Here is a 26,819-nt window from a genome sequence, read left to right on the forward strand (position 1 = left end):
CCCAGATCGCCGGTGTACGAGCCGGAACACATATAGAACGAGATTGGCGCTTCCACCGCCGGCGTGGCAAACTCCGGAGCGCGCGAATCAGCGTTGCCCGGCGGAAGCGGGATGGCCGGTGGCGCCGGCCCATGGACGAAGACGGAACGCATGGAAAAGGACGACCTGTTCGGAACACTCCCCCCGCCGGCAAGCACGGCGGCTCAGGCGGCGGCGGTGACCGTTCGCGCGCCCAAATCAGCGCGTGCGCGCGTCGAAACCCCCGCACAGGCGGAAGCCGTCTACGACGCGTCGGCCATCGAGGTTTTGGAGGGACTGGAGCCAGTACGCCGGCGGCCGGGCATGTATATCGGCGGCACCGACGACAAGGCCATGCACCACCTGTTCGCCGAGGTGATCGACAACTCGATGGACGAGGCGGTTGCAGGCCATGCCTCGTGGATCGAGGTGCGCCTCGACGCGGACGGGTTCCTGACCGTCAACGACAACGGCCGTGGCATTCCGGTCGATCCGCATCCCAAGTTTCCCGGCAAGTCGGCGCTCGAGGTGATCCTGTGCACGCTGCATGCCGGCGGCAAGTTCGACAGCAAGGTTTACGAGACGTCGGGCGGCTTGCACGGCGTCGGCGTTTCTGTGGTCAACGCCCTGTCCGAGTGGCTCGACGTCGAGGTGGCGCGCGGCCGCCAGCTCTACAAGCAAAGCTTCTCGCGCGGCGTGCCGCAGGGTGGCTTGCAGCGGCTTGGCGAAACCATGAACCGGCGCGGCACCAAGACGCGCTTCAAGCCGGACCCGCAGATTTTCGGAGAAGAAGCGCGGTTCGAGCCGGCGCGCATCTTCACGATGGCCCGGTCGAAAGCCTACCTCTTTGGTGGCATCGAAATTCGCTGGTCCTGCGACCCGTCGCTGATCGAAGGCTCGAAGACGCCGGCCGAGGCGGTGTTCAAGTTCCCCGGCGGCCTCAAGGACTTCCTGGTCGAAGCACTTGATGGTGAGAAGCGGGTCACCGATGACCTGTTTGCCGGCCGTGTCGGTGGTGGCGGCCACGGTACCGTCGAGTGGGCCGTCTCGTGGTTTGCCGGCGATGGCTTCGTCAACTCCTACTGCAACACCATCCCGACGCCGGATGGCGGCACCCACGAGCAGGGCCTTCGCCTCGCCCTCACCCGGTCGCTCAAGGCCTATGGCGAAATGGCTGGCAACAAGCGCGTCGCTCAGGTGATGCCCGAGGACGTGATGACCTCGGCCGGCGCCATGCTGTCGGTCTTCGTGCGCGAGCCAGAGTTCGTCGGCCAGACCAAGGACAAGCTGTCCACCGCCGAAGCCGCGCGCATCGTCGAGACGGCGGTGAAGGACGCTTTCGACCATTGGCTGACCGCCTCGCCGCAGCAGTCCGGCCGCCTCCTCGACTGGATCGTCGAGCGTGCCGACGAGCGCCTGCGTCGCCGTCAGGAAAAGGACGTTCTGCGCAAGAGCGCGGTGCGCAAGCTGCGCCTGCCCGGCAAGCTCGCCGACTGCACGCAGAACGCCGCCCAAGGATCCGAACTGTTCATCGTCGAGGGCGACTCGGCCGGTGGTTCGGCCAAGCAGGCGCGCGATCGCGCCAGCCAGGCGGTGATGCCGCTGCGCGGCAAGATCCTCAACGTGGCAAGCGCCGGCCGCGACAAGGTGACGTCCAATCAGCTGCTGTCCGACCTGTTGCAGGCGCTCGGCTGCGGCACTCGCTCGCACTATCGGGAAGACGATCTCCGCTATGACAAGGTGATCGTGATGACCGATGCCGACGTCGACGGCGCCCATATCGCGTCGCTGCTGATCACCTTCTTCTATCGCGAGATGCCCCAGCTCATCCGCGGCGGCCATCTCTATCTCGCAGTGCCCCCGCTTTACCGCCTGACCCACGGCGGCAAGACCATCTACGCTCGCGACGACGCCCATCGCGAAGACCTGTTGCGCACCGTCTTCAAGAACAAGAAACCGGAAATCGGTCGCTTCAAGGGCCTCGGCGAAATGATGCCGTCGCAGCTCAAGGAGACCACCATGGACAAGAAGACGCGCACGCTCTTGCGCGTCTTGCTGGTGGAGGACGAAGCGGAGCAGACGGCGGACTCGGTCGAGCGTCTGATGGGCAACAAACCGGAAGGCCGCTTCCAGTTCATCCAGGAGAATGCCGAGTTCGCCGAGGATCTGGACATCTGATACCGGGCCGGGCTGGCGTCGGCTGATGGGTCGCCTTACTGTCGGCGGCTCTGTACCTGCCGGGAGCCTACATGACCGCCGATCTCGCCGTCGTCCTCGCCCTGCTCGTCATTGCCGTGGGGCTGTTCGCCCGTGGCAGACCGTCGATGGACGTCGTGGCGCTGATGGTGATCGCGGCCTTGCCGCTTACCGGCGTCATTGATGCGCAGGAAGCGCTTGCTGGCTTTTCCGACCAGAGCGTCATCCTGATCGCGGCCCTGTTCGTGATTGGCGATGCGCTGGTGCGGACAGGCGTCGCCGGTGCACTGGGCGGATTGATTGCGCGGGCGGCCGGCGGCAGCGAAGCGCGGCTGGTCGTCCTCCTCATGTTGGCGGTGGCCGGCCTCGGTGCATTCATGAGTTCGACCGGGGTCGTCGCCATCTTCATCCCGATCGTGCTTCGCATCGCGCGCAACATGCGCCTGCCGCCCGGCCATCTGATGATGCCGCTCTCCATGGCCGCTCTCATCTCCGGCATGATGACGCTGGTTGCGACGCCTCCGAACATGGTGGTGAATGCCGAACTGGTCCGGCGGGGTCATGACGGCTTCGGCTTCTTCGCGTTCACGCCCTTCGGTTTGCCGGTGCTGGTGCTTGCCATTTTCTACATGCTGCTGGTCCGACGCTTCCTGCCGGGCTCGACGCCCGCCGTGGGCGCGGCCGCTCGCCCCGGCCTCAAGGACTGGATCGACGAGTACGGCCTTGCAGCTCGCGAGGCGCGTCTCCGCATCGATCCAACCTCGGATCTTGTCGGCCGGCGATTGGGAGAGCTGGATCTTCGTGCCAGCGTCGGTGTCAACATCGTCGCCATCGAGCGGGCCGGGCGGTTCGGCCGCGACCTGATCCGTCCCGAAGCGTCGACGCAGCTTGCCTCTGGCGATGTCCTGCTGATCGACATCTTCGGCAAGGCCTTCGACGTGGATGCCTTTGGCCGCGAGCACCACCTCGCCACCCTCCCCCTCAGCGGGACCTATTTCCTCGACGGCGCCGACGAGATCGGAATGGCCGAGGCGATTGTCACGCCGAGCTCCGAACTTGTCGGCCAGACCCCGGTGACAAGCCGGTTCCGCACGATCCACGGCTTGTCCGTCATCGGTATGAAGCAGGGCTCCAGGGCCCTCGCAGGTCCGCTTGCCGAGGTCGGCTTTCAGCCCGGCGACACCCTGCTTCTGGTTGGAGGCTGGAAGGCGATTCGCAGACTTGCCGGGAGCTCTGCCGATCTCGTTCTTCTCGATCTTCCGAGGGAGGCCGACGATTACGCCCCCGCTCGCCGAAGCGCGCCGTTTGCCGTGGCGATCCTCATCGCCATGATCGTCGCCATGGCGACCGGCATCCTTGCCAATGCCCATGCCGCGCTCCTTGCCTGTCTCGCCATGGGCGCCTTCGGCTGCATCGACATGAAATCGGCCTATCGGGCAATCAGCTGGCCGACGCTGATCCTCATCGTCGGCGTGCTGCCTTTCGCTCTGGCACTTGAGAAAACCGGCGGCATAGACTTGATGGCATCGGCGGTGACGCACCTGTTCGGCGATGCCCACCCGCGCGTCATGCTCGCCGTCCTGTTCGCCACGACGGCGATTCTTGGCCTGTTCGTCTCCAACACGGCAACGGCGGTGCTGATGGCGCCGGTCGCGCTCGCTGTCGCGGCGGACATCGGCGCCTCGCCCTACCCTTTTGCCGTGACCGTGGCACTTGCCGCTTCCGCCGCCTTCATGACGCCGGTCTCGTCGCCGGTGAACACGTTGGTGGTCGGTCCGGGGGGGTATGGTTTTTCCGATTTCGTCCGGATCGGCACGCCATTCGCCATCGTCACCCTTATCGTCGCCGTCTTCCTGGTACCGATCCTCCTGCCCTTCTAGGACGGTAAGGCACGTAAATTTCCTATGTCGCCAAGAAGATCGACGCCCCAACTACTGCCCGTCGATGTCGAGACTGCGTTCATCTTCAATTCTGGATCAGGCGAAACGCGTGGCAAAAGCCTCGGACACCGCCTCGCAAACGCCGAAAGTAACAATAAACGCTCAAATCGGCAGGAATTGATTGACATGCGGGCGATTCCACATATGGTCTCCCACCATACTCGGATCGTTCCAAGTCGATCCGGAAGCGTGTGGATTCGCCTGTCTACAGTGTCCGAATCCCCCCTATCCAAGAGACCGCACACCACATGAGTTTTTCTGATCTCGGACTGAGCGCCAGCGTAATGGCGGCCGTTGAAGCGGCCGGCTATACGACTCCGACGCCGATCCAGGCCGAAGCCATACCCCACGCCGTCGCCGGCCGAGACGTCATCGGCATTGCCCAGACGGGCACCGGCAAGACCGCCGCCTTCGTGCTGCCCATGCTGACGCTCCTCGAGAGCGGCCGCGCCCGGGCCCGCATGCCTCGGACGCTGATCCTCGAACCGACGCGCGAACTCGCTGCGCAGGTCGAAGAGAACTTCGTCAAGTATTCGTTCAACAACAATCTCAACATTGCCCTGCTGATCGGCGGCGTATCGTTCGACGACCAGAACCGCAAGCTCGATCGCGGCGCGGACGTTCTGATTGCCACGCCCGGCCGATTGCTCGATCATTTCGAGCGCGGCCGGCTGCTCTTGACCGGCGTTGAAATTCTCGTCATCGACGAGGCAGACCGCATGCTCGACATGGGGTTCATTCCCGACATCGAGCGCATCTGCAAGCTGGTCACCAAGAACCATCAGACGCTGTTCTTCTCGGCGACCATGCCGCCGGAGATCCAGGCGCTGACCGAGAACTTCCTCAACAACCCGGTCCAGGTCGAGGTTTCGAAGCCGGCGAGCGCCGCGACGACGGTGGCTCAGCGCCTCGTCGTTTCCGGCACCGAGGACTTCGAGAAGCGCGAGACGTTGCGCGCCCAGATCGCCGCTGCCGAGGACCTCAAGAACGCCATCGTGTTCTGCAACCGCAAGCGCGACGTGGCTGTGGTGTTCCGCAGCCTCGTCCGGCATGGCTTCAACGTCGGTGCCCTGCACGGCGACATGGACCAGCGCGCCCGCATGGCGACGCTCGACGCGTTCAAGAAGGGCACGTTGACCCTGCTCGTGGCATCCGATGTGGCGGCCCGCGGCCTCGACATTCCCGATGTCAGCCACGTCTTCAATTACGACGTGCCGATCCACGCCGAGGATTATGTTCACCGCATCGGCCGTACTGGCCGGGCCGGCCGGTCGGGCACGGCGGTGATGATTGTCACCCAGGACGACGAGAAGCATCTGTCGGCCATCGAGAAGCTGATCACCACCGATATCGAGTGGATCGGCGATCCTATCGTCTTCGACCCGGAAGCACGCAAGCGGTCGCGCGGCCGCAAGACTGCCGAAGGCAAGGAGCCGCGCCGCTCCCGTTCGAAGGCCGATGGCGACGAAGCCCGCGCACCGTCGCGCTCGCGTCGCACCCGCCAGGAAGCCGCGCCGTCCGAGGCCGCCGAGAGTTCGGCCGAGGAGACTCCGCGTCCAAGCCGGGCGCGTAGTTCCCGCCCCGAACGCGAAGCGAGGCCGGAGCGCGAGGCCAGACCCGAACGCGAAGCGAGGTCGGAGCGCGAGACCAGACCCGAACGCGAGGCGAGGCCAGAGCGTGAGGCCAGACCGGAGCGAGAGCCGAAGCCCGAGCGCTCCTCTGGCGGACGTCAGCCCGTCCGCGCGGGTGAGCGTCCGCGCCCCATGCCCCGCCGGGAGACCGATGACGGCCCCGCTGTCGTGGGCCTCGGTGATCATGTGCCTGCCTTCCTGTTGAGGCCGGTGCGCATCGCCAAGTCGGCGAGCTGACCGAGTACACCACCCCATCTTGAAGCGGCGGCCTTTCGGGCCGCCGTTTTCATTTGGCGGCGTGGCAAATCGCTTCGAATGGTCGGAAAAAACGACCGCCGCTTACCTGCACGGTGGCGGAAAGCTCAAGTTTTAGCGACAGCATGCACCTTTGCTTAACGCTCAATTCATGCCTGCGGTTTATCAAAACGGCAGGGCACGCGAGGAGCGATGGGCGGAGACTATGACGCACCGGGAAGAGTTTCTGCGGACGATTGGTTACGGTGAAGCTGCCGTGGCGCAACTGCGGCGCAACGAGAACGCCGCTTATCCCAGGAACTATGAGCTCTGGTACAACTACTGTGCCGGATTCAATCACGCGCTCAATCGCACAATCAATGACATCCTGCGCAGCAAGGGCCGCATCGACACGGCAGAACTGCACACCATCTATAACCAGTTTATCTCGCCTTCGCGCCTGTCCGACCGGATAGAGGATGTCGGCGGCCGCATCTCCGGCGAGATCGACGACGTCATGGCGGCGATGAACAAGACGATCTCCGCCAACGCCAGCTATGCCGGCACGCTGTCCGAGGCGTCGACGGAGCTAAACGACGGTCCCGACCAGTCGCGGCTTCGAGGTATCGTCGGCGATCTTCTTGTCGCCACGCGTGAGACGGAGAGGGTCAATCGGGACCTCGAAGGGCGGCTCGCCGAAAGCCAGAGGCAGATTTCCGAACTCAAGGAGAGCCTCGAGTCCCTGCGTTTCGAAACGCTCACGGACGAACTGACGACGCTCGCCAACCGCAAGCATTTCGATCAGTCCCTGGAACGGGCGGTGGCCAATGCCGCGGAGACCGACGGCGTCCTGTCCCTTCTCATCAGCGACATCGACAACTTCAAGTCCTTCAACGACAGTTTTGGACACCAGACCGGCGATCAGGTGTTGCGTCTGGTAGCGCTCTCGGTCAAGCAGGCGATCAAGGGGCATCATCTCGCCTGCCGGTACGGCGGCGAAGAGTTCGCCATCATCATGCCGAAGGCCAGCCTTGCCCGAGCCGAAGCGTTGGCCGAGCGCATCCGCGAGAGTGTCAAGGAAAAGGAACTGAAGAAGCGGTCCACCGGCGAAACGCTGGGTTTCGTCACCATTTCCGTGGGGGTGGCGACCTATCACCGTGGTGACACGGCCATTTCGCTGATCGAGCGGGCCGACACGGCGCTCTACCTCGCCAAAAGGACGGGGCGCAACCGGGTCTGTACCGAGGCGATGCTTTCCACCTCGGCGGACGAGGAAGCGTAGGTCAGCGCGTCGCGGCAAACCAGGGTCGGCGGGGATTGCCGAGCACGCGGCCGGTTTCCTTGAGAACTAGCCCGCCATCGTCGTTCGTCCGAATGTCGTAGGTCAGCGTGCCGGTCAAGGCGAGCTGGCGCCCGTCGATCAGCGCGCCGGACGGACGGCACCACCGTGGCGCCTCCAGGCCGGACACCACGATGGCGGCAACAGCGCAATCGTCGCCGAAAGCGAACGGCCGTGTGACGACCGACACCGACGCACGGCCCGTGGCCGCCGGCAAAAGGCAGGCCTCGGCATCGCAGGGGGCATCGCGACCGAGCGGGGACAGCCGAGCCGGCTCTATTCCCAGGGCCGCCATCCAGACATCCAGCATGAAGCCACCCTTTTGTCCGACCTTGTGCCAGGCTCCACCCTCCTCGCGGATGAGAACCAGCGATCCGTCACCGGCGACGATCAGTCCCGGCGACGGGCCAACAGCGGCGAAGAGGAATCCAAGGAGCACAGGCGCGAGTCCCAGCCACCGTTTGCGACCACGCCAGAGGCAGATCCACAAGCCGCCGCCGGTGACGGCCAGCATCGTCCAACCCATGGGCCGGCCATAGAGCCCGCCGCCCGGCGTCCAGTCGGCAACGATGCCGGCAACGACAATCATCGCGTCGATGCCCGAGCCCATCGCGGCGAGCGGCCAGTCTTCCAAGCCCATCGGCATCATCAACGCCGCAAGGAGCCCCATGGGCATGATCAGGAACGACACCAACGGTTCGGTGACGAGGTTGGCGATCATGCTGAGTGGGGCGAGACGGCCGAAGTGATAGAGCGCCATTGGCAAGGTGGCGAGACCGGCAACCACCGTGGCGGTCAGCGCGGCCATCAGCCAGAAAGCGAACCGCCGGACCAGCCGCGCCAGCAGACTGACATCCCCGCCATCCCCCGCCTCATCCCGCCCGGCACGCCAAGCCTCCAGCCCGGCCATCAGCGCGACGACGGCGGCAAAGGACATCTGCGCACCGGGCTCCATCACCGCTTGCGGCGAGAGCGCCAAAACGATGAGGGCAGCTACGGCGATCACCCTGAGGGACAGGGCGCGGCGGTCGATCAAAACGGCGAACAGCGAGACCGCAACCATGATCATCGAGCGTGCCGCCGGCACGTCCATGCCGGAGACGACGAAATAGGCGCCGGTCCCCAGCATCGACAGGGCGGCGGCGATCTTCTTGATCGGCAGAGTGAGGGCGATGGCCGGAATGAACGCCAGAAAGAGGCGGATTCCGCCGAACAGGAAGGCGGCGACCAAGCTCATGTGCATGCCGGAGATCGACAGCACATGCGAAACGCCGGCGATGCGCATAGCCTCGTTGGTGGCGTCGGATATGCCGGCGCGGTCGCCGACGATCAGCGCCGCCGCTATGGCGCCGGTGTCGCCGGGAAGGGCGGCGCGGATGCGGCCCGCCGCCGCCACGCGCAGGGTTTCGATGCCACTCAGGAGAACCAGCTTCGTACTGGCCGGAGGCGCCTCCGGCCAAGGCTTGACCGCGCCATAGGTGAAACCGCTGGCGCCAATCCCCGTAAACCAAGCGACGCGGGCGAAATCGTAACCGCCCGGCAAAGGGGGAGGCATGGGAGGCGCCAAGCGTGCAAGTGCGACCACCGCCTCGCCCGGCGCAGGCGGCGCACCGCGCGTCGTCACGCGGACGAGAGGCGGCAGGCCGCCCCTTGGAGGCGGATCTATCTCCACCGGTTGAATAAGCAGCCTCGCCGCTCCCTTGCCCCGATCCTCGACCGCCACAACATATCCGCGTACCGTCACGGTCCGCTCGAAGGGGAAAACCGGGTGGGCGGCGAAGCGGGTCATCGCGGCGGCGTGCAGAAATCCGATGCAGGCGAGGCACGCGAGGATAGACGGCAACGACACGAACGGCGACCGGCGAACGATCACCACGAGCGTTGCCACCATGCCGAGACCGACCAGGGCAAGTTCGACCACCGAGGGCTCGCTTACAGGCGCAAAATAGAACGCCGCACCGACGGCGACAGCCACGGGCCACCAAAGAAAACCGCGACCATCGTCGAGGTCGGGCGCGAAGGATTCTCGAAGCGCGGACAGCCTGCGCCGCCACTCCACGCGGACGGTCGACCGCCCGTGCGCGATGCGCTTGCTACTCGTCTCCGTCCGGACCGTCACAGTCGCCGCCTAATTCGGTTGCTTACGCGGCCATTGCCGCGATCTTATTTTGCGAAACGCGCGGCTTTCCTGTAAGACGCCGTCCACGCCATGTCCGGCCGACGACGATCCGCCGTCCCTTCCGGGCCAACCCTGGTATTTTCGGAACTATTGTCGATGTCCACGCCTGTCGTCACGCGTTTTGCGCCGTCCCCCACCGGTTTTCTGCACATTGGAGGCGCGCGGACGGCGCTGTTCAATTGGCTTTATTCCAAGCGACACGGCGGCAAGATGCTGCTTCGCATCGAGGACACCGACCGCGAGCGCTCGACGCAAGCGGCGGTTGACGCCATCATCGACGGGCTGACCTGGCTAGGCCTCACCTGGGAGGGCGAGCCGATCTCCCAGTTCCAGCGGGCCGACCGCCACGCCGACGTGGCGCGCGAGCTGGTCGAGGCGGGCAAGGCCTATTACTGCTATTGCACGCCCGAGGAGCTCAACGAGATGCGCGAGAGCGCCAAGGCCAACGGCCTGCCGCCGCGCTACGACGGCCGCTGGCGCGATCGCAATCCGTCGGAGGCGCCGGCCGGCGTCAAGCCGTCGGTCCGCATCAAGGCGCCCCTCGATGGCGAGACGGTGATCGAGGATGCGGTTCAGGGCACCGTCACCTTCCCCAACAAGGATCTCGACGACTTCATCATCCTGCGTTCGGACGGAACGCCGACCTACATGCACGCCGTCGTCGTTGACGACCACGACATGGGCGTTACCCAGATTATCCGTGGCGACGACCATCTGACCAACACGGCTCGCCAGAAGATTATTTATGACGCCCTCGGCTGGGACATGCCGAAGGTGGCGCATATCCCGCTGATCCACGGACCGGATGGCGCCAAGCTTTCCAAGCGCCACGGTGCGTTGGGCGTGGAGGCCTATCGCGCCATGGGCTACCTGCCGGTAGCGCTGCGCAATTATCTGGTCCGTTTGGGCTGGGCGCATGGCGATGCCGAGATCCTCTCCACCGACGAGATGATCGCGCTGTTCGATCTCGAGGGCATCGGCCGCTCGCCGTCGCGCTTCGACTTCGGCAAGCTCGAGAATCTGAACGGCCACTACATCCGCCAGACGCCGGACGCCGAACTGGTGACCCACGTGGTCGCCCTGCTCGACCATATTCCCGGCGGTGCGGAGCTGAAGGCGAAACTCGACGAGGACAAGAAGGCACAGCTTGCCGCCGCCATGCCCGGCCTCAAGGAGCGCGCCAAGACGCTTCTCGAACTGATCGACAACGCCGGCTTCCTGTTTGCCAGCCGCCCGCTGGTTCCGGACGAAAAGGCAGCTGCGCTGCTCGACGCCGCCGGCAAGACGGCGCTCGCCGACCTGCTGCCCCGGCTTACGGCCCTGCCCGACTGGACCGCAGCGGCTACCGAAGACGTGGTGCGCGCCTATGCCGCCGAGACCGGCCTCAAGCTCGGCAAGGTGGCGCAGCCGCTCCGGGCCGCAGCCACCGGCCGGACCACGTCGCCGCCGATTTTCGACGTGCTGGCAGTGCTCGGCCGCGACGAGGCACTCGGCCGCATCGGCGACGCCCTGGCCGGCTGAACGACACGGAAGGTTCAAGATGACAAACCCCGCCCCGGTCTGACCGCGGCGGGGTTTTTCACTTCCTTGCGAGGAGCAGCGCGGAAGCGAGAAAGCCTCCTCGTCCTAGGCAACCGAGACCCAAGCCTCAGACGGGGAAAAGCTTACCGGAACAACAACTCACCCTTCCGGGTGCGGTTCCGTGCCTCCGCCGAAATGGCAGGGCTGACCAACAATTCGACGGCTTGCCGGAGTAGGGATTTTCCGCTACGTGAAGATCGACATGCGACTGGGAGGTTGGATGGCAGTTTACGTAAACGTAATCGCTTTGTCCCACCCCTCATTGGCCTGGTCCACCTGATCACCTCTTGGAGATCCGACCGAATGACCACGAAGAACGCGACCGTCACCATCGATGACAAGACCTATGAGTTCCCGCTCAAGGACGCGAGCATCGGCCCGAGCGTGATGGACATCTCCACCTTCTATGGCAAGACCGGCCACTTCACATACGATCCGGGCTTCACGTCGACCGGAGCGTGCGAATCCAAGATCACCTATATCGACGGCGACAAGGGCGTGCTGCTCTATCGCGGCTACCCGATCGAACAGTTGACGCTTGAAGGCGACTATCTCGAGACCTGTTATCTCCTGCTCTACGGCGAACTGCCGACTCATGCGCAGAAGGAGCAGTTCGACCGCCACATCACCCGCCACACCATGATCCACGAGCAGATGACCCGCTTCTTCCAGGGTTATCGTCGTGACGCCCACCCGATGGCGGTGATGGTCGGCACGGTCGGCGCGCTGTCGGCCTTCTATCACGACTCGATCGACATCTCCGACCCGCACCAGCGGATGATCGCCTCGCACCGGATGATCGCCAAGATGCCGACGATCGCGGCGATGACCTACAAGTATTCGATCGGTCAGCCCTTCATCCACCCGAAGAACGACCTCGATTACGCAGCGAACTTCCTGCACATGTGCTTCGCCGTGCCGGCCGAAGAGTACAAGGTGAACCCGGTTCTCGCTCGGGCGATGGACCGTATTTTCACCCTGCATGCCGACCACGAGCAGAATGCCTCGACCTCGACGGTGCGTCTTGCCGGTTCATCCGGCGCCAATCCGTTCGCCTGCATCGCCGCCGGCATCGCCTGTCTGTGGGGACCGGCCCACGGTGGCGCCAACGAGGCTGCGCTCAACATGCTGGCCGAGATCGGCACGGTGGATCGCATCCCCGAGTATATCGCCCGCGCCAAGGACAAGAATGACCCGTTCCGCCTGATGGGCTTCGGTCATCGCGTCTACAAGAACTACGACCCGCGCGCCAAGATCATGCAGCAGACCTGCCATGAGGTGCTCGAGACGCTCGGCATCAAGGACGATCCGCTGCTGGACGTGGCCGTCGAGCTGGAGCGCATCGCGCTTAGCGACGAGTATTTCGTCGAGAAGAAGCTCTATCCGAACATCGACTTCTATTCGGGCATCACGCTGAAGGCGATGGGCTTCCCCACCTCGATGTTCACCGTGCTGTTCGCCGTCGCCCGCACCGTCGGCTGGATCGCCCAGTGGAAGGAAATGGTCGAGGATCCGAGTCAGAAGATCGGTCGTCCGCGCCAGCTCTACATCGGCGCGCCGCAGCGCGACTACGTCCCGTTCGACAAGCGCGACTGAGCTTCGGGCTGAAGTCCGACAAAGAGACCTCCGGCGGCGACGCCGGAGGTTTTTTCATGTCCATGCTGAAGGCGATAGTCAGCCAGCGAGGCGCAGGACCACCGAGGCGGCCGTGTCGGCGGCAGGGCGGCCGTCCGGCAGCGCCATCACCTCGCGCAGCCGCGCGAAGGCGGCAAGCTGGGCGGCGCGCGCGGGCGTGTCGGCAAGGAGCGAAGCGAGTTCGTCGGCAAGCCGTTCCGGCGCCAGGTCCGGATCGAGGAACTCCGGGCTCGCCTTCTCGCCCAGTATGATGTTGGCAAGACCGAACATGGTGATGTTCACCAGCCCCGGGATGCGGCGCGCGATGTCGGAAATGACCCGGAACAGCGGATCGCGTGCATAGGCGATCACGGAGGGCACGCCGGCGAGTGCCAGTTCCAGCGTTACCGTCCCGGACGTGGCAAGCGCCGCATGCCCCGAACGGAAGGCTGCCCACTTCTCGGCCTCGCCGGTGATGACGGTCGGGCGAACCGCCCAGTTCGCCGTCTCCCGTTCTATGCGACCTCGCAGCCGGTCGACGGCAGGCAGAACGGCGCGGAAAGCCAACCCGCGCGCCGACAGGACATCGAGAACGCTGCCGTAGAGCGCCAGCATGCGGTCGACCTCGCCCGACCGGCTGCCGGGCAGCACCAGCAGCGTCGGATGCTCAGTTTCCCCTAAGGGAAGCCGCTCGCCGGGCACCGCCGTCAGCTGTTCGGGCCGGTCGATCAGCGGGTGACCGACGTATGTCGCCTCTGGGCCCTTCAGACAGGCCAGGACAGCCGGCTCGAATGGCAGCAGCGTCAGCACATGATCGACGTAGGCGGCCATCCTGCGCGCTCTGTTGGGCCGCCAGGCCCAAACGGATGGGCAGACGTAGTCGATGATGGGCAACTTCGGCAGCGCAGCCCGGACGTCACGCGCCACACGATGCGTGAAGTCGGGACTGTCGATGATGACAAGCACATCCGGCCGCCCGGCTATGACCGCACCGGCAGTCTCGGCGGTACGAAGCTGGATGAGCGGCAGCCGCTTCACGACCGGCCCGAAGCCCATGACGGCAATGTCATGTAAGGAGAAGAGGCTCGGCATCCCCTCGGCGGCCATACGGTCGCCGCCAACGCCGAAGAACTCGACCCGACGCGGCGACAGCCGCTTCATCGCCGCCATCAACCGGGCGCCGAGTTGGTCGCCGGATTCCTCGCCGACGACGATGGCGACGCGGAGCGGCGAACTCTCGCTCATGACGTGCCGCCCGAGAACGATCGAACCTGCAGGAACAGTCGGGCCGCATCCGCCGCCGCGACCGTGGCAGGCCGGTCGACGATCATGACCCGCCCGGATTCCACGACAATGCCGGCAAGCCCCGCGGCCACCGCCATCTCGACCGTCCGAGGCCCGATGGTCGGCAGATCGACGCGAAGGTCCTGCTGAGGCTTGGCCGCTTTCACCAGCACGCCGGAGCGGTGGGCCGCCTTGAGCCTGCCGCGCTTTCTGAGGTCGGCCACGCGTTGCAGGAGTTCGTCGGTTCCCTCGATGCCTTCGACGGCGACGACCCGGCCCGATATCGCCACCACGGCTTGCCCGATATCGAGTCGACCGAGCGACAACGACGCCTCGACACCTTTGGCAATATCCGCCTCGGCATCGTCGCTGGGCTTGAAACGGCCGAGGTTGCCGCTTCCGCCGACGAGTTCGGGCGCCACTTCATGCGCGCCGACGACGCGATAGCCGCGATCCTCAAGGAAGCGGACGACGTTCTTCAGTACGGTGTCGTCGCCGCCGACCATGAGAGACAGGATTTTCGGCAAGCTCAGCACGGCGCCAAGATCGACGCGGATCGCCGAAAAGTCCGGCCGATTGACGGCGCCGCAGATCACCACTTCGCCGACGCGTTCGCGCGCCAGGAGGTCGAACAGCCTGCCGATCTCGCCCCAGCGCAGCCAATGGTGGTGAAAGGCCTCGATGTCCAGATCGGCCTCGCCGACGATGCCGAACACCGCGACGGGTCGCCCCGCCGCTTCGGCCGCCCGCGCCACGACGACCGGGACGCTACCGCCGCCGGCGATGATGCCCAGGGCCGGGCGGTCGGAAGCGGTGGCCGCCCGGCTCATTCGGCCTCGCCGTCGCGGCTGCGCGGCGTACAGATGGCCCGGTCGCCGCCCGCCCGGATGAACTCGACCATACGATCGACCAACCGACTGCCGCCGTAGATATCGACGACGCGTTCGAGGCGCGCGGAGAGGGGATCGTCACCTTCGAACAGCAGCTTGTAGGCATTACGCAACGCGTGGATATCGTCGCGCGGGTAGTTGGCGCGCCTGAGGCCGACGAGATTCAGGCCGCCGAGACGGGCCCGATTGCCGGTGACCATGCCGAAGGGAATGACGTCGTTCTCGACGCCGGTCATGCCCCCGACCATCACGCCCTCGCCGATGCGAACCCACTGGTGCACGGCGCTCAGCCCACCCAGAATGGCGTTGTCACCAATATGGACGTGGCCGCCAAGCGTGGCGCAATTGACCAGGATCACGTTGTTGCCGACCACGCAGTCATGGGCGACGTGGGCGTTGGCCATCAGAAGACAGTTCGAGCCGACGCGCGTCAGCATGCCGCCACCTTCGGTACCGAGATGCAGCGTCACGCATTCGCGGATCACCGTCTTCTCGCCGACTTCCAGCCGACTCGGCTCGCCGTGGTATTTGAGGTCCTGGGGGACCATGCCGACGGTGGCATGGGGGAACACAGTGACGCCGGCGCCTAGCGTCGTCCGTCCGTCCACCACCGTGTGCGCATGCAGCACCACGCCATCGCCAAGCCGAACATTGGGGCCGACAACGGCAAAGGGGCCAATGCTGACGCCTTCGCCAATCTCTGCGGCCGGGTCGACAACAGCTGTGGGGTGAATGGTACGCATGCAGATGATTCCTCGACGGCGACGCGGCGTTAGCCACCCGTTTCCCTATAGCCTCGGTTGCCGGCGAAGGGCCGCAATTTATGTTTCAGCGTATTACGGCACATCGCGGCATCAGCCGTCAGGCGTTCACCAGCATGGCGCTGAGCTCAGCCTCGGCAACCTTGGTGCCGGCAACGATTGCCGTCGCCTCGAACCACCACATGTTGGCGCGCTTCTTGGTCTTGCGCACATGATACTCGACCACATCGCCCGGCTCGACTGGCTTGCGGAACTTCACCTTGTCGATGGTCATGAAGTAGACCAGCTTCGGCGCCATCCCGTCCGTCGCTCTGACGCAGATGGCCCCAGCCGTCTGAGCCATGCCCTCGATCATCAGCACGCCCGGCATGACCGGCGCGTTGGGGAAGTGGCCCTGGAACTGCGGCTCGTTGATGGTGACGTTCTTGATGCCGATGGCCGAATTATCGCCGTCGATCTCGATGATCCGGTCGATCATCATGAACGGGAAGCGGTGCGGCAAGGCCTTCAGAAGCGCATGGATATCCATGGCCCCCAAGGTGCCCTTGGCTTGCGTTCCGGCTTCGGCCGGTGCCGTTGCGGTGTCGGTTTCGCTCACGTTTCGTCCCTTCCCGTCGCCTGCTTCACGGCCCTCTTCAAGGCCATCTGCTCCTTGGTCCACTCCCGGATCGGCTTCGCCGGATTACCAACGTAGCGCGTCCCCGCGGGAATGCTGTCCTTCACCATGGCGCCCCCCGAAATCTGGGCGCCCATACCAATGCGAATGTGCCCGGCAAGTCCCGTATGACCGCCGATCGCCACGAAATCCTCAAGTTGCGTCGAACCGGAGATGCCGACCTGGGCTACCAGCACGCAATGCCGGCCAACCTCGACGTTATGGCCGATCTGCACGCCGTTATCGATCTTTGTACCCTCGCCGATCACCGTGTCTCGGTTGGAGCCGCGATCGATGGTCACATTGGCACCGATCTCTACGTCGTCCTGGATGACCACCCGACCGATCTGCGGCACCTTGAGATGGCCACGCGGCCCCATCGCGAAGCCGAAGCCGTCCTGACCGATACGGGTGCCAGGATGAATGATGACGCGGTTGCCGACGAGCGCATATTGCAGCGTCACGCCAGCGCCGATATAGCCGTCGCGCCCGAAGCGCACGCCGCGCCCGACGACGGCATTGGCCGACACGACACTGCCGGCACCAATCTCGGCGCCAGCGCCGATGACGGCACCCGGCTCGACCGTTACTCCCTCTTCCAGACGTGCCGTGGGATGCACGGTCGCCTGTGGCGAGATTCCCGCTTCGCCGAACGCCCCTTTCAGGCGGAAGGCATCCGGGAACAGCGCCTGCATGATCATCGCCATGGCCCGGTAGGGCTGCTGAGCCACCACGACAGCCGCGTTCTCGGGGGCATCGGCGACATGGGCGGCCGAACAGATGACGACCGACGCGCGCGTCTCGCGAAACGCGGCGATGTAGTGGGGATTGTCGAGGAAGGACAGATCGCCCGGCCCGGCCTGATCGAGGGCGGCCACGCACCCGATGGCGATCTCGCCATCGCCCCGCGCAACTTCGCCGCCGGCTATGCGCGCCACCTCTGCAAGCTTGATCGGCCCGGAAGGCGCGAAGAATACTGGATCGGTCATGACCACACCCGCTCGTCCTTACCGGTCACGAACCGCACCGGACGCGCGCCTTCCTTCTTCGTTTCGGCTCAAGCATCACTGGCTCTGAGGCCGTTCGGCTCGCCGTTCGACCGGCCGCGATGTCACCGGAATGGAAGGCATTAGCCACTGCTTCGGGCCGGTGTCAACCGATGGCATGGCGCGAATGACGCGGAGAAAGCGAGTTGTGGAGCAATCACGGCCTAGCCGAAGCCTGTTAGCCACTTCAGCCCGAGCCAAACACCGTGAGACCTCTGTCCGGTCCCCGGACAATACAAAACCGCCGCGCTTTTGGCGCGGCGGTCGATAGCTTGGAAGGACTGGCCTCAGAACTTGGTGCCACCGGAGAAGCGGAACACCTGGGTCCTGTCGGTGTCTTCCTTCATGACCGGGTAGGCGAAGTCGGCACGCAGCAGGCCGAACGGCGACTGCCAAACCAGACCGGCGCCAACCGAAGCACGCAGGGCTAGGCCGTTGTCGCTGGTAGCGGTCGTCTTGTCGGACGACCAAAGAGTACCGGCATCGGCGAACAGGGAGCCCCAGAAGCCGTATTCCTGCGGGACGAACGGAACCGGGAAGATGGTCTCGGCACTCGCCGCCATGAAGTAACGTCCGCCGAGCGCATAACCGGTGGCGTCGCGCGGCCCAATACCGTTGGTCTCGAAGCCGCGGATGACGGACCCGCCGACCTGGAACTGGTCGATGGTCGCAAGATCACCGTCCAGGCCGAACATGGCACCACCCTTGGCGCCGAGATGGCCGATGAGGTCCCAATCTTCCACCAGTTCCTTATAGTACTCGACGCGACCAGTGGTCCTCAGGAACGTGGCATCGCCACCAACACCGGCGAACTCCTGCTTGATCTGCGCATAAACGCCGTTACGCGGGAAGGCATAGTCGTCGACCGTGTTGTAGGTCAGGCTCGCGCCGACGATCGAGATGAAGCGATCCCCAGGCGTGACGAACGTGTTGTAGGCCGACTGAACGTTGCTGATCTCCTGCTGATAGCCTTCATAGAAGAGGCCCAGGGTCGTGTCGTCGTTGATCGGCACACCGAAGCGAATCTTGCCGCCCGTGTTCGCCTCGTCATAGGGGTGCACGCCGTTGTCACCGTCGCTGTAATTGCGCCGATAGACATCGAAACCACCTTCGAGACGGCGATCGAACAGGTAAGGCTCCGTGAACGACAATTCGTAGGACGAGTCGCCACTCTTGCCGTCGGTGGTGATGCCCTTCGACACCGAAGCGCGCACATACTGGCCGCGGCCGAGGAAGTTCTTCTCGGTCAGCGACAGCTCGGCGAGGATACCGTTCGACGTGGAGTAACCGGCACCGATGCTCACCTCACCCGTAGGCTTGTCGTCGACCTGGACGTTGACGATCACCTTGTCGACGGACGACCCCTGCTCCGACCAGATGCGAACATTCCGGAAGTAGCCAAGGTTCTTCAGCCGACGCTCGGCCTTCTCGATCAGTACCTGATTGTAAGCGTCGCCTTCGCCGATATCGAACTCGCGCCGGATCACGTAATCGCGGGTGCGGTCGTTTCCGATGATATTGATACGTTCGATATAGGCGCGGGCGCCTTCGTCGACGAAATAGGTCACCGCAATGGTGCGGTTGGCGTAGTCACGATCACCGCGCGGCCGAACCTGCACGAAGGCATAGCCCTTGGCCGCCACTGCAGTGGTGATCGCCTCAAGCGACTTGTCCACTTCGGCAGCCGAGTAGGTGCTGCCCGTACGAGTCAGCGCCAAGGCCTTGAGGTCGTCGGCGTTGAGGTCGGGCAGCGTCGTCTCGACCTTGATGTCGCCGTACTTGTAACGCTCGCCCTCATCCACCGTAAACGTCAGAAAGAACGAGTTCTGCTGGCGATCGAAATCGGCGGTGGCGGAAACAACACGGAAGTCAGCGTAACCATGATTGTAGTAGAAGCGGCGCAGCGCTTCCTGGTCGGCGCTCAGCTTCTCCGGGCTGTAGTTATCCGAGGTCTTGATCCAGCCGAACAGGCCGGACTCCTTGGTGGAGATGACGTTCGACAGCCGATAGTTGGAGTAGGCCTTGTTGCCGACGAATGTGATCTGGCTGACCTCGGTGCGCGGCCCCTCGTTGATCTGGAAAATGAGATCCACACGCCCCTTGCCAAGGTCGACCTGCTTGGGCTCGACCGTTGCGTCGTAACGACCGCTCCGGCGGTAGAGCTCAAGAATGCGCTGCGTGTCCGACTCGACCTTGCCTTGCGTCAGCACAGAGCGCGGCTGCAGCTCAATGGCGCCTTTCAGCATCTCGTCGGACTGGGCGTCGTTACCCTCGAAGGCGACACGCGCGATCACCGGGTTCTCGACCACCTTGACAGTCACGCGACCGCCGGACTGGCTGATCTGCACGTCCGAGAACATGCCGGTCGCGAACAGGGCCTTGATCGACTCGTCGACTTCAGCGGCGCTCAGCGGACGACCTGGAGTGCCTTTGATGTAGGCAGCGACCGTTTCCGGCTCAACGCGAGTGTTGCCGACCACAGTTACCCGACTGGCAGTTGCCGCCTCGGCCGAGATTGCACCCAACTCCGGGACAGATCCGCCCCACAAAGGTGCCGCGACGAGCAAGGCAGCGGAGGCGGCGACGACTTTCGTCCATTCCTTGAATGAGCGCATTTAATCACGTACCCGAATTTCTGCGGCCAAAGCCGATTGGGAACCCTTGTTACAGATTCCGATCAAAAGGTTTTTACAGTCTTTGCCACGATGCGCAAGCGACCTTGCCATGAGTGGTGCCGTTTTCCCTGTCATGCGTGACCCTAAGGTCACGAGCGGGGCCTAACCCGATGCGATCTTGGCGATATCATTCAGCACGCCAAAGGCCATCAGCCCCAAGACGATAGCGAATCCGATGCCGAAGCCTATCTCCTGGGCCCGTTCCGGCAGCGGACGTCCGCGCAACGCTTCGATCGCATAAAATGCCAGATGTCCACCGTCCAGCATGGGGATTGGGAAGAGGTTAATGAGACCGATCGAAATCGACAGAATGGCAGCAAGGTTAATAAGCGGTATCAGACCCAGCGCTGCCACCTGCCCGCTGACGCGAGCGATGCCGATCGGACCACTGATCTGGGCCGTGGAGGTACGTCCGGAGAACATTCCGGCGACCGAAGACAGCGTGCTGTCGACGATCGACCACGTTTCACGCGCCGCCTCGCGAACAGCGCCAAACGGCCCGAAGCTGCGCAGTTCGACGGTCGGATTGGTCTGCCTCAAGCCGAGAACCGGCACGATCTGCTTCTCGCCGAAACCGTCGACGATCTCTCGCGAACGCGGCGTCGCATGCAGTGTCATCCGGCTGCCGGAACGATCGACGTCGATGGCCAGCTCGACTCCGTTCTGCAACATGACGACGCGCTGGATGTCGGCGAAGCTTTCAACCGGACTGCCGTCGATGGCCAAGATGCGGTCCCCCGGCAGAAACCCAGCTTCCGCAGCCGGGCTGTCCGGTTCAACGGCCCCAGCCATCGGCGCGATCATCGGCTTGCCGAAGGCATAGAAGAGGGCGGCTAGCACGGCGATGGCGAACAGGAAATTGGCGGCCGGCCCGGCCGCAACCACGGCTGCGCGGGCGACAAGGCCTTTCGACTGGAAAGCGCCGGGATCGGACGACTTCTCGCCCGGTTGGCTAGCCGCATTGGCGTCGTCGATGAAGCGTACGTAGCCACCAAGCGGGATGGCCGAGAGCTTCCAGCGCGTACCTTTGCGATCGGTCAGCCCCAGGAGCTCCGGGCCAAAGCCGATCGAAAAAACGCTGACGGCGACGCCGGCTCGGCGCGCGACCCAGAAGTGCCCGAGCTCGTGAACGAAGACCACCACCGTCAGCACGACCAGGAAGGGAATCACCGTCCCGATCAGCGTGCCGCCGGTTGCCGTGAGAAAATCCAATGCTTCACCCTCTTGAGATCCTGCCTGCCTCGATCGCCGATGGCATCAAGGGCGTCTCATCCGCCTCACTATAGGCAGGCCGAGGCGATCTTGCGAGCCCAACCGTCGAGTTCGATCGCGCCGGGCAACGACGCCGGTTCCGAAAGACCGCCCTCGCCGTCAATTCTGTCAAGGGTCGCCTCAACGACGCGGGCGACATCCAGAAAGCCGATTCGATCGGCAAGAAAGGCTTCGACTGCGACCTCGTTCGCCGCATTGAGAACGCATGGAGCGCCCTCACCCCGCCGCATCGCCGCTTCGGCAAGAGGCAGACAGGGGAACCTGTCGCGATCGGGCGCTTCAAAGGTCAGCGTTCCCACCATGGCAAGGTCGAGCGGCTTGACGGTCGTCGGGCGACGCTTCGGCCAGGCGAGGCAATAGCCGATCGGCGTGCGCATGTCGGGCACGCCGAGCTCGGCGAGCAAGGAGCCATCCTTGTAACGAACGAGGCCGTGCACCACCGACTGTGGATGCACCAGAACCGAGAGCTGATCGACCGAAACCGGATAGAGCCTGTAAGCCTCGATCAGCTCCAGCCCCTTGTTCATCAAGGTCGCCGAATCGATGGTGATCTTCGGCCCCATGCTCCACTTGGGATGCCTCAGCGCCATGTCGCGCGTAACGGTGGCGAGTTGCTCTTTCGGCGTCCTTAGGAACGGCCCCCCGGACGCGGTGATGATCACCTCGGACACGTTTCGGGCATTGTCGGTCTCAAAGACCTGAAAGATGGCGTTGTGCTCGCTGTCCACCGGCAGAATGCGGGTACCGGCACGCTGCGCCGTCGCCAGGAACAGGGGGCCGGCGGAGACCAGCGTTTCCTTATTGGCCAGGGCGAGAATCCGCGTGGCGCCGAGCGCGGCAAGACTGGGGGCGAGACCGGCGAAGCCGACGATCGCCGACACGAGGATATCGCTCGGCCGGGCCGCAGCGGCGGCGACAGCCTCGGCGCCAGCCGCCGTCTCGATACCGGTACCGGCAAGGCGATCGCGAAGCTCCGCGTAGGCCGAGGGATCGGCAACCACGGCAATCCGGGCGGAAAAGCGGACGGCAAGCGCGGCAAGTTCACGCGCGTTTCTGCCAGCGGTCAGCGCCTCGACCTCGAACCGATCGGGCTCGGCGGCGACCAGATCCAGAACGTTCAGACCGATCGATCCGGTAGCGCCCAGAATGGATAGCCGTCGCGGCACCTGATCTCCCGAGATCTCCCCGCCTGCCCCTGCCTCCGTCGTCGATGTCATTGTCATCACCAGATGAGAAGGCCAGCGGCGATGCCGCCGCCCGAGTACCAATCTCGTCCAAGACCGATCGCGGCCGCGACGACAAGCGCTGCCACGAGGCCATCCACGCGATCCATGATGCCGCCGTGACCGGGAATGAGCACACCCGAGTCCTTGACGCCAAAGTGGCGCTTCATGGCGGACTCGGCGAGATCACCCACTTGCCCCACCGCCGACATCACCAGCGCGATCAGCACCAAAATGGCGCTGACGCTCACGCCGGCCGCGGCAACCACCAGACAGCCCACGACAACGCCGGCAAGCGCCCCGCCGAGAGCACCCGACCATGTCTTTTTCGGCGAGAACCGCGGTGCCAACTTCGGCCCGCCAATCAGCCGACCGGAAAAATAGGCCGCCGTGTCGGTGGCCCAGACGACGGCTAGAACGAAAACCACCGCGATCGCGCCGGTCGATTCGAAGGTGAACATGTCCGCCCCCCTCAACGCGACGACGGCAACGGCCGGCGCACCGGCATAGAGGATGCCGAGCGACAACCAGCCGACACGCGGCTCGGTGACACGTGCCAAAAGCAACGCCGCCGCCACCAACGCTGCGAAACCAAGAGATTGCAGCGGTTCGTCGCGCGCCGTCATCACGGTGACGGCCACGAAAGCCATCAAGGCCCAGGGCGCGGCCCGGAAGGAGAAGGGCCCGCTCATCGTCATCCACTCACGCAGAATCAGCACGGCGGCGACGGCGGCAAGCGCTGCGAAGATCCAGCCGCCGGCCCAAAGCGCAGCGATGGTTGCCGCCGCGAGCACGATGGCCGACAGCAGCCGCAAAACGAGCTCGGAGGCAGGCTTGCCTGACTTGGGAGTCGGCGCGGTCATCGGGCCTCGTCTTTCTGTGGCAATCCGCCGAAGCGGCGCTCGCGACCGAGATACTCGGCGATCGCCCGATCGAACGCGACGCCATTGAAGTCCGGCCAATAATCTGGAACGAAGACGAACTCGGCATAGGCGGCCTGCCAAAGAAGGAAGTTGGAAAGCCGCTGTTCGCCGCTCGTGCGAATGATGAGGTCGGGATCGGGCATGCCGGCGGTATCAAGCCTTGCGGCAATGAGATCGGCGGTAACCTCATCCGCTCCCAAACGACCGGCGGCCACCTCACGGGCAATGGCCTTCGTCGCCCGGGCAATTTCGTCCCGGCTGCCATAGTTGAAGGCGATGACGAGATTGAGACCTGTATTGCCGACCGTCTTCTCTTCAGCCTCGATCAGCAGCGCGGCTATGTCGCCGGACAGATTATCGCGGCCGCCGATCACCCGGACCCGGACGTTGCCGCGCGTCAGTTCGGCAAGGTCCCGGCGAATGAACAGTTTCAGGAGCCCCATCAGCTCGCTGACCTCGTCGGCCGGTCGCGACCAGTTTTCCGATGAGAACCCGAAAACGGTCAGCCACTCTAAGCCGATGGCCTTGGCGTGCCCAACGACATCGCGGATCGACTGCACGCCGCGCCGGTGCCCTTCGGCGCGCGGCAGGCCGCGCGAACGCGCCCACCGCCCGTTGCCGTCCATGATGATGGCAACATGACGCGGCAGACCCGCCTTCGCAGCGTTTTCCGCCGGCGCCGTTCCGAGCCGCACCATGTCCGACCTGTCCCTCCCCATGACCTCGAAGATCCGCCCAGCCAACCCTTTGGGATCAGACCTGCATGATCTCCTGCTCCTTGGCGGCCAGCATCCGATCCGCCTCGGTAATCGCCTCGTCCGTTATCTTCTGCACGCGATCCGAATAGACGCGCAGAGAATCTTCGGAGATCAAGCCTTCCTTCTCGAGGTCCTTCAGCTCATCGAGCCCGTCGCGACGCACGTGACGAATGGCAACCTTGGTGGCCTCCACGTATTTGTGCGCGATCTTCACCAGTTCCTTGCGGCGCTCGGTGTTGAGCTCCGGGATCGGCAAGCGCAGAAGCGTTCCCTCGATAATCGGATTGAGGCCGAGATTCGACTCGCGGATCGCCTTGTCAACAGCGTGAACCATGCCCTTGTCCCATACCTGGACGGAGAGCATGCGCGATTCGGGGACGGATACCGTGGCCACCTGATTGAGCGGCATCGTGCTGCCATAAGCCACCACAACGATCGGGTCGAGAAGGCTCGCGCTGGCACGACCGGTACGAAGGCCGGCGAGATCGTTCTTGAACACGCTGAGCGCGCCCTGCATGCGGCGCTTCAGGTCGTTGATGTCGTAGTCTTCATCGGCCATCTTGCCAACCTTCCAGAACTGATCGGCGCCGTGCCAACCTTTCGCCGCTCACGGGCAGCGGGGGCCGCCGGCGCTCGCTGTTGTTATCCGTCGATGACGGTGCAAAGACCCTTGCCCTTCAGAACATTGACGAATGCGCCATGCTCATGGACTGAGAACACCACTACCGGAATCTTATTGTCGCGGGCAAGTGCAATCGCCGCCGCGTCCATGACCTGCAGGTTTCTCGAAAGCACTTCCTGGTGCGTCAGGCGTTCGTAGCGGCGCGCGGTGGGATCCTTCTTGGGATCCGCGGTGTAAACGCCATCGACCTGCGTTCCCTTGAGCAGGGCGTCGCAATCCATCTCGGCGGCACGCAAGGCAGCGCCCGAGTCGGTGGTGAAGAAGGGATTGCCGGTACCGGCGGCGAAGACGATCACCTTGTTGGCCGCGAAATGGCGCAAGGCCTCGCGCTGGGTGAAGGTCTCGCAAAGGGCCGGAATGGCTATGGCCGACAGCACGACGGCCGGCACCCCGAGCCGTTCGATGGCCGAGCGCATGGCGAGCGCGTTCATCACCGTACCAAGCATGCCCAGATAGTCTCCGGTCGTCCGGTCGCCACCGTCGGCGGCCACCGATACGCCACGGAAGATGTTGCCGCCGCCGACCACCACGCCGACCTGGATGCCCAGCCGATGCGCCTCGACGATTTCGCCGGCAAGCCGGTCGACCACCTTGGAGTCGATTCCGAAGCCGCGGTCGCCCATCAGGGCCTCGCCCGACAACTTGAGCAGGACGCGGCGATACTTGAGCTCGGTCATGGGCAAAACTCCGAATTTTTCGAGAAAAGGCGATTCCGAGAAAGGACAGGTTCCTAAAGCGTTCCAACTACCCCGCATCGCCTTCGATGGAAACCCCCATGAGAGGTATTATCAAGACAGTTGCCATGCGAGGGAGAGGCAGACATGACAAGGGCGCCGAACCAGTCGGCGCCCTCATCGGATTCAGTTGGGAATATCGCTCAGGCCTGACCGGCGGCGGCGGCCACTTCGGCGGCGAAATCGTTCTCGCCCTTGTCGATGCCCTCACCGAGGGCGAAGCGCACGAAGCCGGTGACCTTGATCGGCGCGCCGACCGTCGCCTCGGCAGCCTTGACGGCGGCTTCGACGGTCAGGTCGGGGTTGATCACGAAGGCCTGCTTCAGGAGTGTCGATTCTTCGTAGAACTTGCGAATGCGGCCTTCGACCATCTTCTCGATGACGGCGGCCGGCTTGCCGGACTCCTTGGCCTGCTCGATGAAGATGGCACGTTCGCGCTCGATGACATCGGCCGAGATTTCCTCAGCAGCCAACGCGAGCGGCGAAGTCGCCGCAACGTGCATGGCGATCTGGCGGCCGAGCTTGAGGAGCTCTTCGACGTTACCGGTCGACTCGAGGGCGACGAGAACGCCGATCTTGCCAAGACCGTCGGCGATGGCCGAGTGAATGTAGGTGGCAACGGCACCGGCCGAAACCTTGAGGGCGGCCGCGCGACGGAAGCCCATGTTCTCGCCGATGGTCGCAATCAGTTCCTTGACCTCGGCCTCGACCGAATGCGCCTTGCCCGGATAGGTCGCGGCAGCGATGGCAGCGGCATCGCCGCCCTTGTCCACGGCGACGGCGGCGACGGCGCGCACCAGTCCCTGGAAGGCGTCGTTGCGGGCGACGAAATCGGTTTCCGAATTCACTTCGACGACAGCGGCGGTCTTGTCGCCCGTGGCGACGCCGACCAGACCTTCGGCGGCGACACGGCCAGCCTTCTTGGCGGCCTTGGAAAGTCCCTTGGCGCGCAGCCAGTCGATGGCGGCTTCGATGTCGCCATTGTTCTCGGCCAGGGCGTGCTTGCAGTCCATCATGCCGGCGCCGGTCTTCTCGCGGAGATCCTTCACCTGTGAGGCGGAAATGTTCATGTGACCCTCGTCTTTGTCGTGAAACCTCGAACGCCCGCAGCCGGATTGATAACGGACCGTCCTGACGGGCCGATGAACGAATGCAGGACTACCTTTCGGCCGCCCCGATGCCGG

20 protein-coding genes are annotated in these 26,819 nt (G+C 64.4%); 6 read left to right on the forward strand and 14 right to left on the reverse strand.

Features of this window, described 5'->3' with window-relative positions:
• Positions 1-150 precede the first annotated feature (150 nt).
• From parE to QQZ18_RS11830, 4 genes are all read left to right on the forward strand, one after another.
• Positions 151-2,196 (forward strand): DNA topoisomerase IV subunit B, encoded by a 2,046-nt coding sequence (gene parE, locus QQZ18_RS11815; RefSeq protein WP_284541123.1) that lies wholly within the window; start codon positions 151-153, stop codon positions 2,194-2,196.
• Positions 2,197-2,267: 71 nt separating this feature from the next.
• A complete protein-coding gene (locus QQZ18_RS11820) occupies positions 2,268-4,094 on the forward strand; it encodes an SLC13 family permease (RefSeq protein ID WP_284541124.1) in 1,827 nt (608 codons plus the stop codon).
• A 308-nt stretch (positions 4,095-4,402) separates the two neighbouring features.
• Entirely contained in the window at positions 4,403-6,022 is a 1,620-nt protein-coding gene (locus QQZ18_RS11825) for a DEAD/DEAH box helicase (protein ID WP_284541125.1), read from the forward strand.
• A gap of 223 nt (positions 6,023-6,245) precedes the next feature.
• Positions 6,246-7,301 carry a GGDEF domain-containing protein gene (locus QQZ18_RS11830; RefSeq protein WP_284541126.1) on the forward strand — a complete coding sequence of 352 codons (1,056 nt, stop codon included), beginning with the start codon at positions 6,246-6,248 and terminating at the stop codon, positions 7,299-7,301.
• 1 nt (position 7,302) lies between these two features.
• On the opposite strand, the gene QQZ18_RS11835 is transcribed toward QQZ18_RS11830, so the two are convergent.
• Complete coding sequence (locus QQZ18_RS11835) at positions 7,303-9,279, reverse strand: ComEC/Rec2 family competence protein (protein ID WP_284541128.1); 1,977 nt, start codon at positions 9,277-9,279, stop codon at positions 7,303-7,305.
• A gap of 354 nt (positions 9,280-9,633) precedes the next feature.
• Here QQZ18_RS11835 and gltX point away from each other — a divergent pair, with 354 nt between their 5' ends.
• Both gltX and gltA read left to right on the forward strand, forming a co-directional pair.
• Entirely contained in the window at positions 9,634-11,058 is a 1,425-nt protein-coding gene (gltX, locus tag QQZ18_RS11840) for a glutamate--tRNA ligase (protein ID WP_284541130.1), read from the forward strand.
• A 363-nt stretch (positions 11,059-11,421) separates the two neighbouring features.
• Positions 11,422-12,714, forward strand: coding sequence for a citrate synthase (gene gltA, locus QQZ18_RS11845; protein WP_284541131.1), 1,293 nt, complete (start codon positions 11,422-11,424; stop codon positions 12,712-12,714).
• Positions 12,715-12,792: 78 nt separating this feature from the next.
• Here gltA and lpxB read toward each other — a convergent pair whose 3' ends face one another.
• The 13 genes from lpxB to tsf form a co-directional block, all read right to left on the reverse strand.
• Complete coding sequence (gene lpxB / locus QQZ18_RS11850; RefSeq protein WP_284541132.1) at positions 12,793-13,977, reverse strand: lipid-A-disaccharide synthase; 1,185 nt, start codon at positions 13,975-13,977, stop codon at positions 12,793-12,795.
• Positions 13,974-14,846, reverse strand: coding sequence for an LpxI family protein (locus QQZ18_RS11855; RefSeq protein WP_284541133.1), 873 nt, complete (start codon positions 14,844-14,846; stop codon positions 13,974-13,976). Before QQZ18_RS11855 ends, lpxB begins: the two co-directional genes overlap by 4 nt.
• Entirely contained in the window at positions 14,843-15,649 is an 807-nt protein-coding gene (lpxA, locus tag QQZ18_RS11860) for an acyl-ACP--UDP-N-acetylglucosamine O-acyltransferase (RefSeq protein ID WP_284541134.1), read from the reverse strand. The genes QQZ18_RS11855 and lpxA overlap by 4 nt, the downstream gene beginning before the upstream one ends.
• A 118-nt stretch (positions 15,650-15,767) precedes the next feature.
• A complete protein-coding gene (gene fabZ / locus QQZ18_RS11865; protein ID WP_284541864.1) occupies positions 15,768-16,196 on the reverse strand; it encodes a 3-hydroxyacyl-ACP dehydratase FabZ in 429 nt (142 codons plus the stop codon).
• Between the two features lie 65 nt (positions 16,197-16,261).
• Entirely contained in the window at positions 16,262-17,311 is a 1,050-nt protein-coding gene (gene lpxD, locus QQZ18_RS11870) for a UDP-3-O-(3-hydroxymyristoyl)glucosamine N-acyltransferase (RefSeq protein WP_284541135.1), read from the reverse strand.
• A gap of 344 nt (positions 17,312-17,655) precedes the next feature.
• Positions 17,656-19,983 carry an outer membrane protein assembly factor BamA gene (gene bamA, locus QQZ18_RS11875; RefSeq protein WP_284541136.1) on the reverse strand — a complete coding sequence of 776 codons (2,328 nt, stop codon included), beginning with the start codon at positions 19,981-19,983 and terminating at the stop codon, positions 17,656-17,658.
• A 162-nt stretch (positions 19,984-20,145) separates the two neighbouring features.
• Positions 20,146-21,255 (reverse strand): RIP metalloprotease RseP, encoded by a 1,110-nt coding sequence (rseP, locus tag QQZ18_RS11880; protein WP_284541137.1) that lies wholly within the window; start codon positions 21,253-21,255, stop codon positions 20,146-20,148.
• A gap of 68 nt (positions 21,256-21,323) precedes the next feature.
• Complete coding sequence (gene dxr, locus QQZ18_RS11885; protein WP_284541138.1) at positions 21,324-22,532, reverse strand: 1-deoxy-D-xylulose-5-phosphate reductoisomerase; 1,209 nt, start codon at positions 22,530-22,532, stop codon at positions 21,324-21,326.
• 5 nt (positions 22,533-22,537) lie between these two features.
• Positions 22,538-23,401, reverse strand: coding sequence for a phosphatidate cytidylyltransferase (locus QQZ18_RS11890; protein ID WP_284541139.1), 864 nt, complete (start codon positions 23,399-23,401; stop codon positions 22,538-22,540).
• Positions 23,398-24,159 (reverse strand): isoprenyl transferase, encoded by a 762-nt coding sequence (locus tag QQZ18_RS11895; RefSeq protein WP_284541865.1) that lies wholly within the window; start codon positions 24,157-24,159, stop codon positions 23,398-23,400. Before QQZ18_RS11895 ends, QQZ18_RS11890 begins: the two co-directional genes overlap by 4 nt.
• Before the next feature lie 55 nt (positions 24,160-24,214).
• On the reverse strand, positions 24,215-24,778 hold the full coding sequence (gene frr, locus QQZ18_RS11900; RefSeq protein WP_284541140.1) for a ribosome recycling factor: 564 nt from the start codon (positions 24,776-24,778) through the stop codon (positions 24,215-24,217).
• Between the two features lie 83 nt (positions 24,779-24,861).
• Positions 24,862-25,578 (reverse strand): UMP kinase, encoded by a 717-nt coding sequence (gene pyrH / locus QQZ18_RS11905; RefSeq protein WP_284541142.1) that lies wholly within the window; start codon positions 25,576-25,578, stop codon positions 24,862-24,864.
• 200 nt (positions 25,579-25,778) lie between these two features.
• Complete coding sequence (tsf, locus tag QQZ18_RS11910) at positions 25,779-26,705, reverse strand: translation elongation factor Ts (protein WP_284541143.1); 927 nt, start codon at positions 26,703-26,705, stop codon at positions 25,779-25,781.
• Between the last annotated feature and the right edge of the window lie 114 nt (positions 26,706-26,819).

This window comes from Pleomorphomonas sp. T1.2MG-36, from assembly GCF_950100655.1.
GTDB lineage: Bacteria > Pseudomonadota > Alphaproteobacteria > Rhizobiales > Pleomorphomonadaceae > Pleomorphomonas.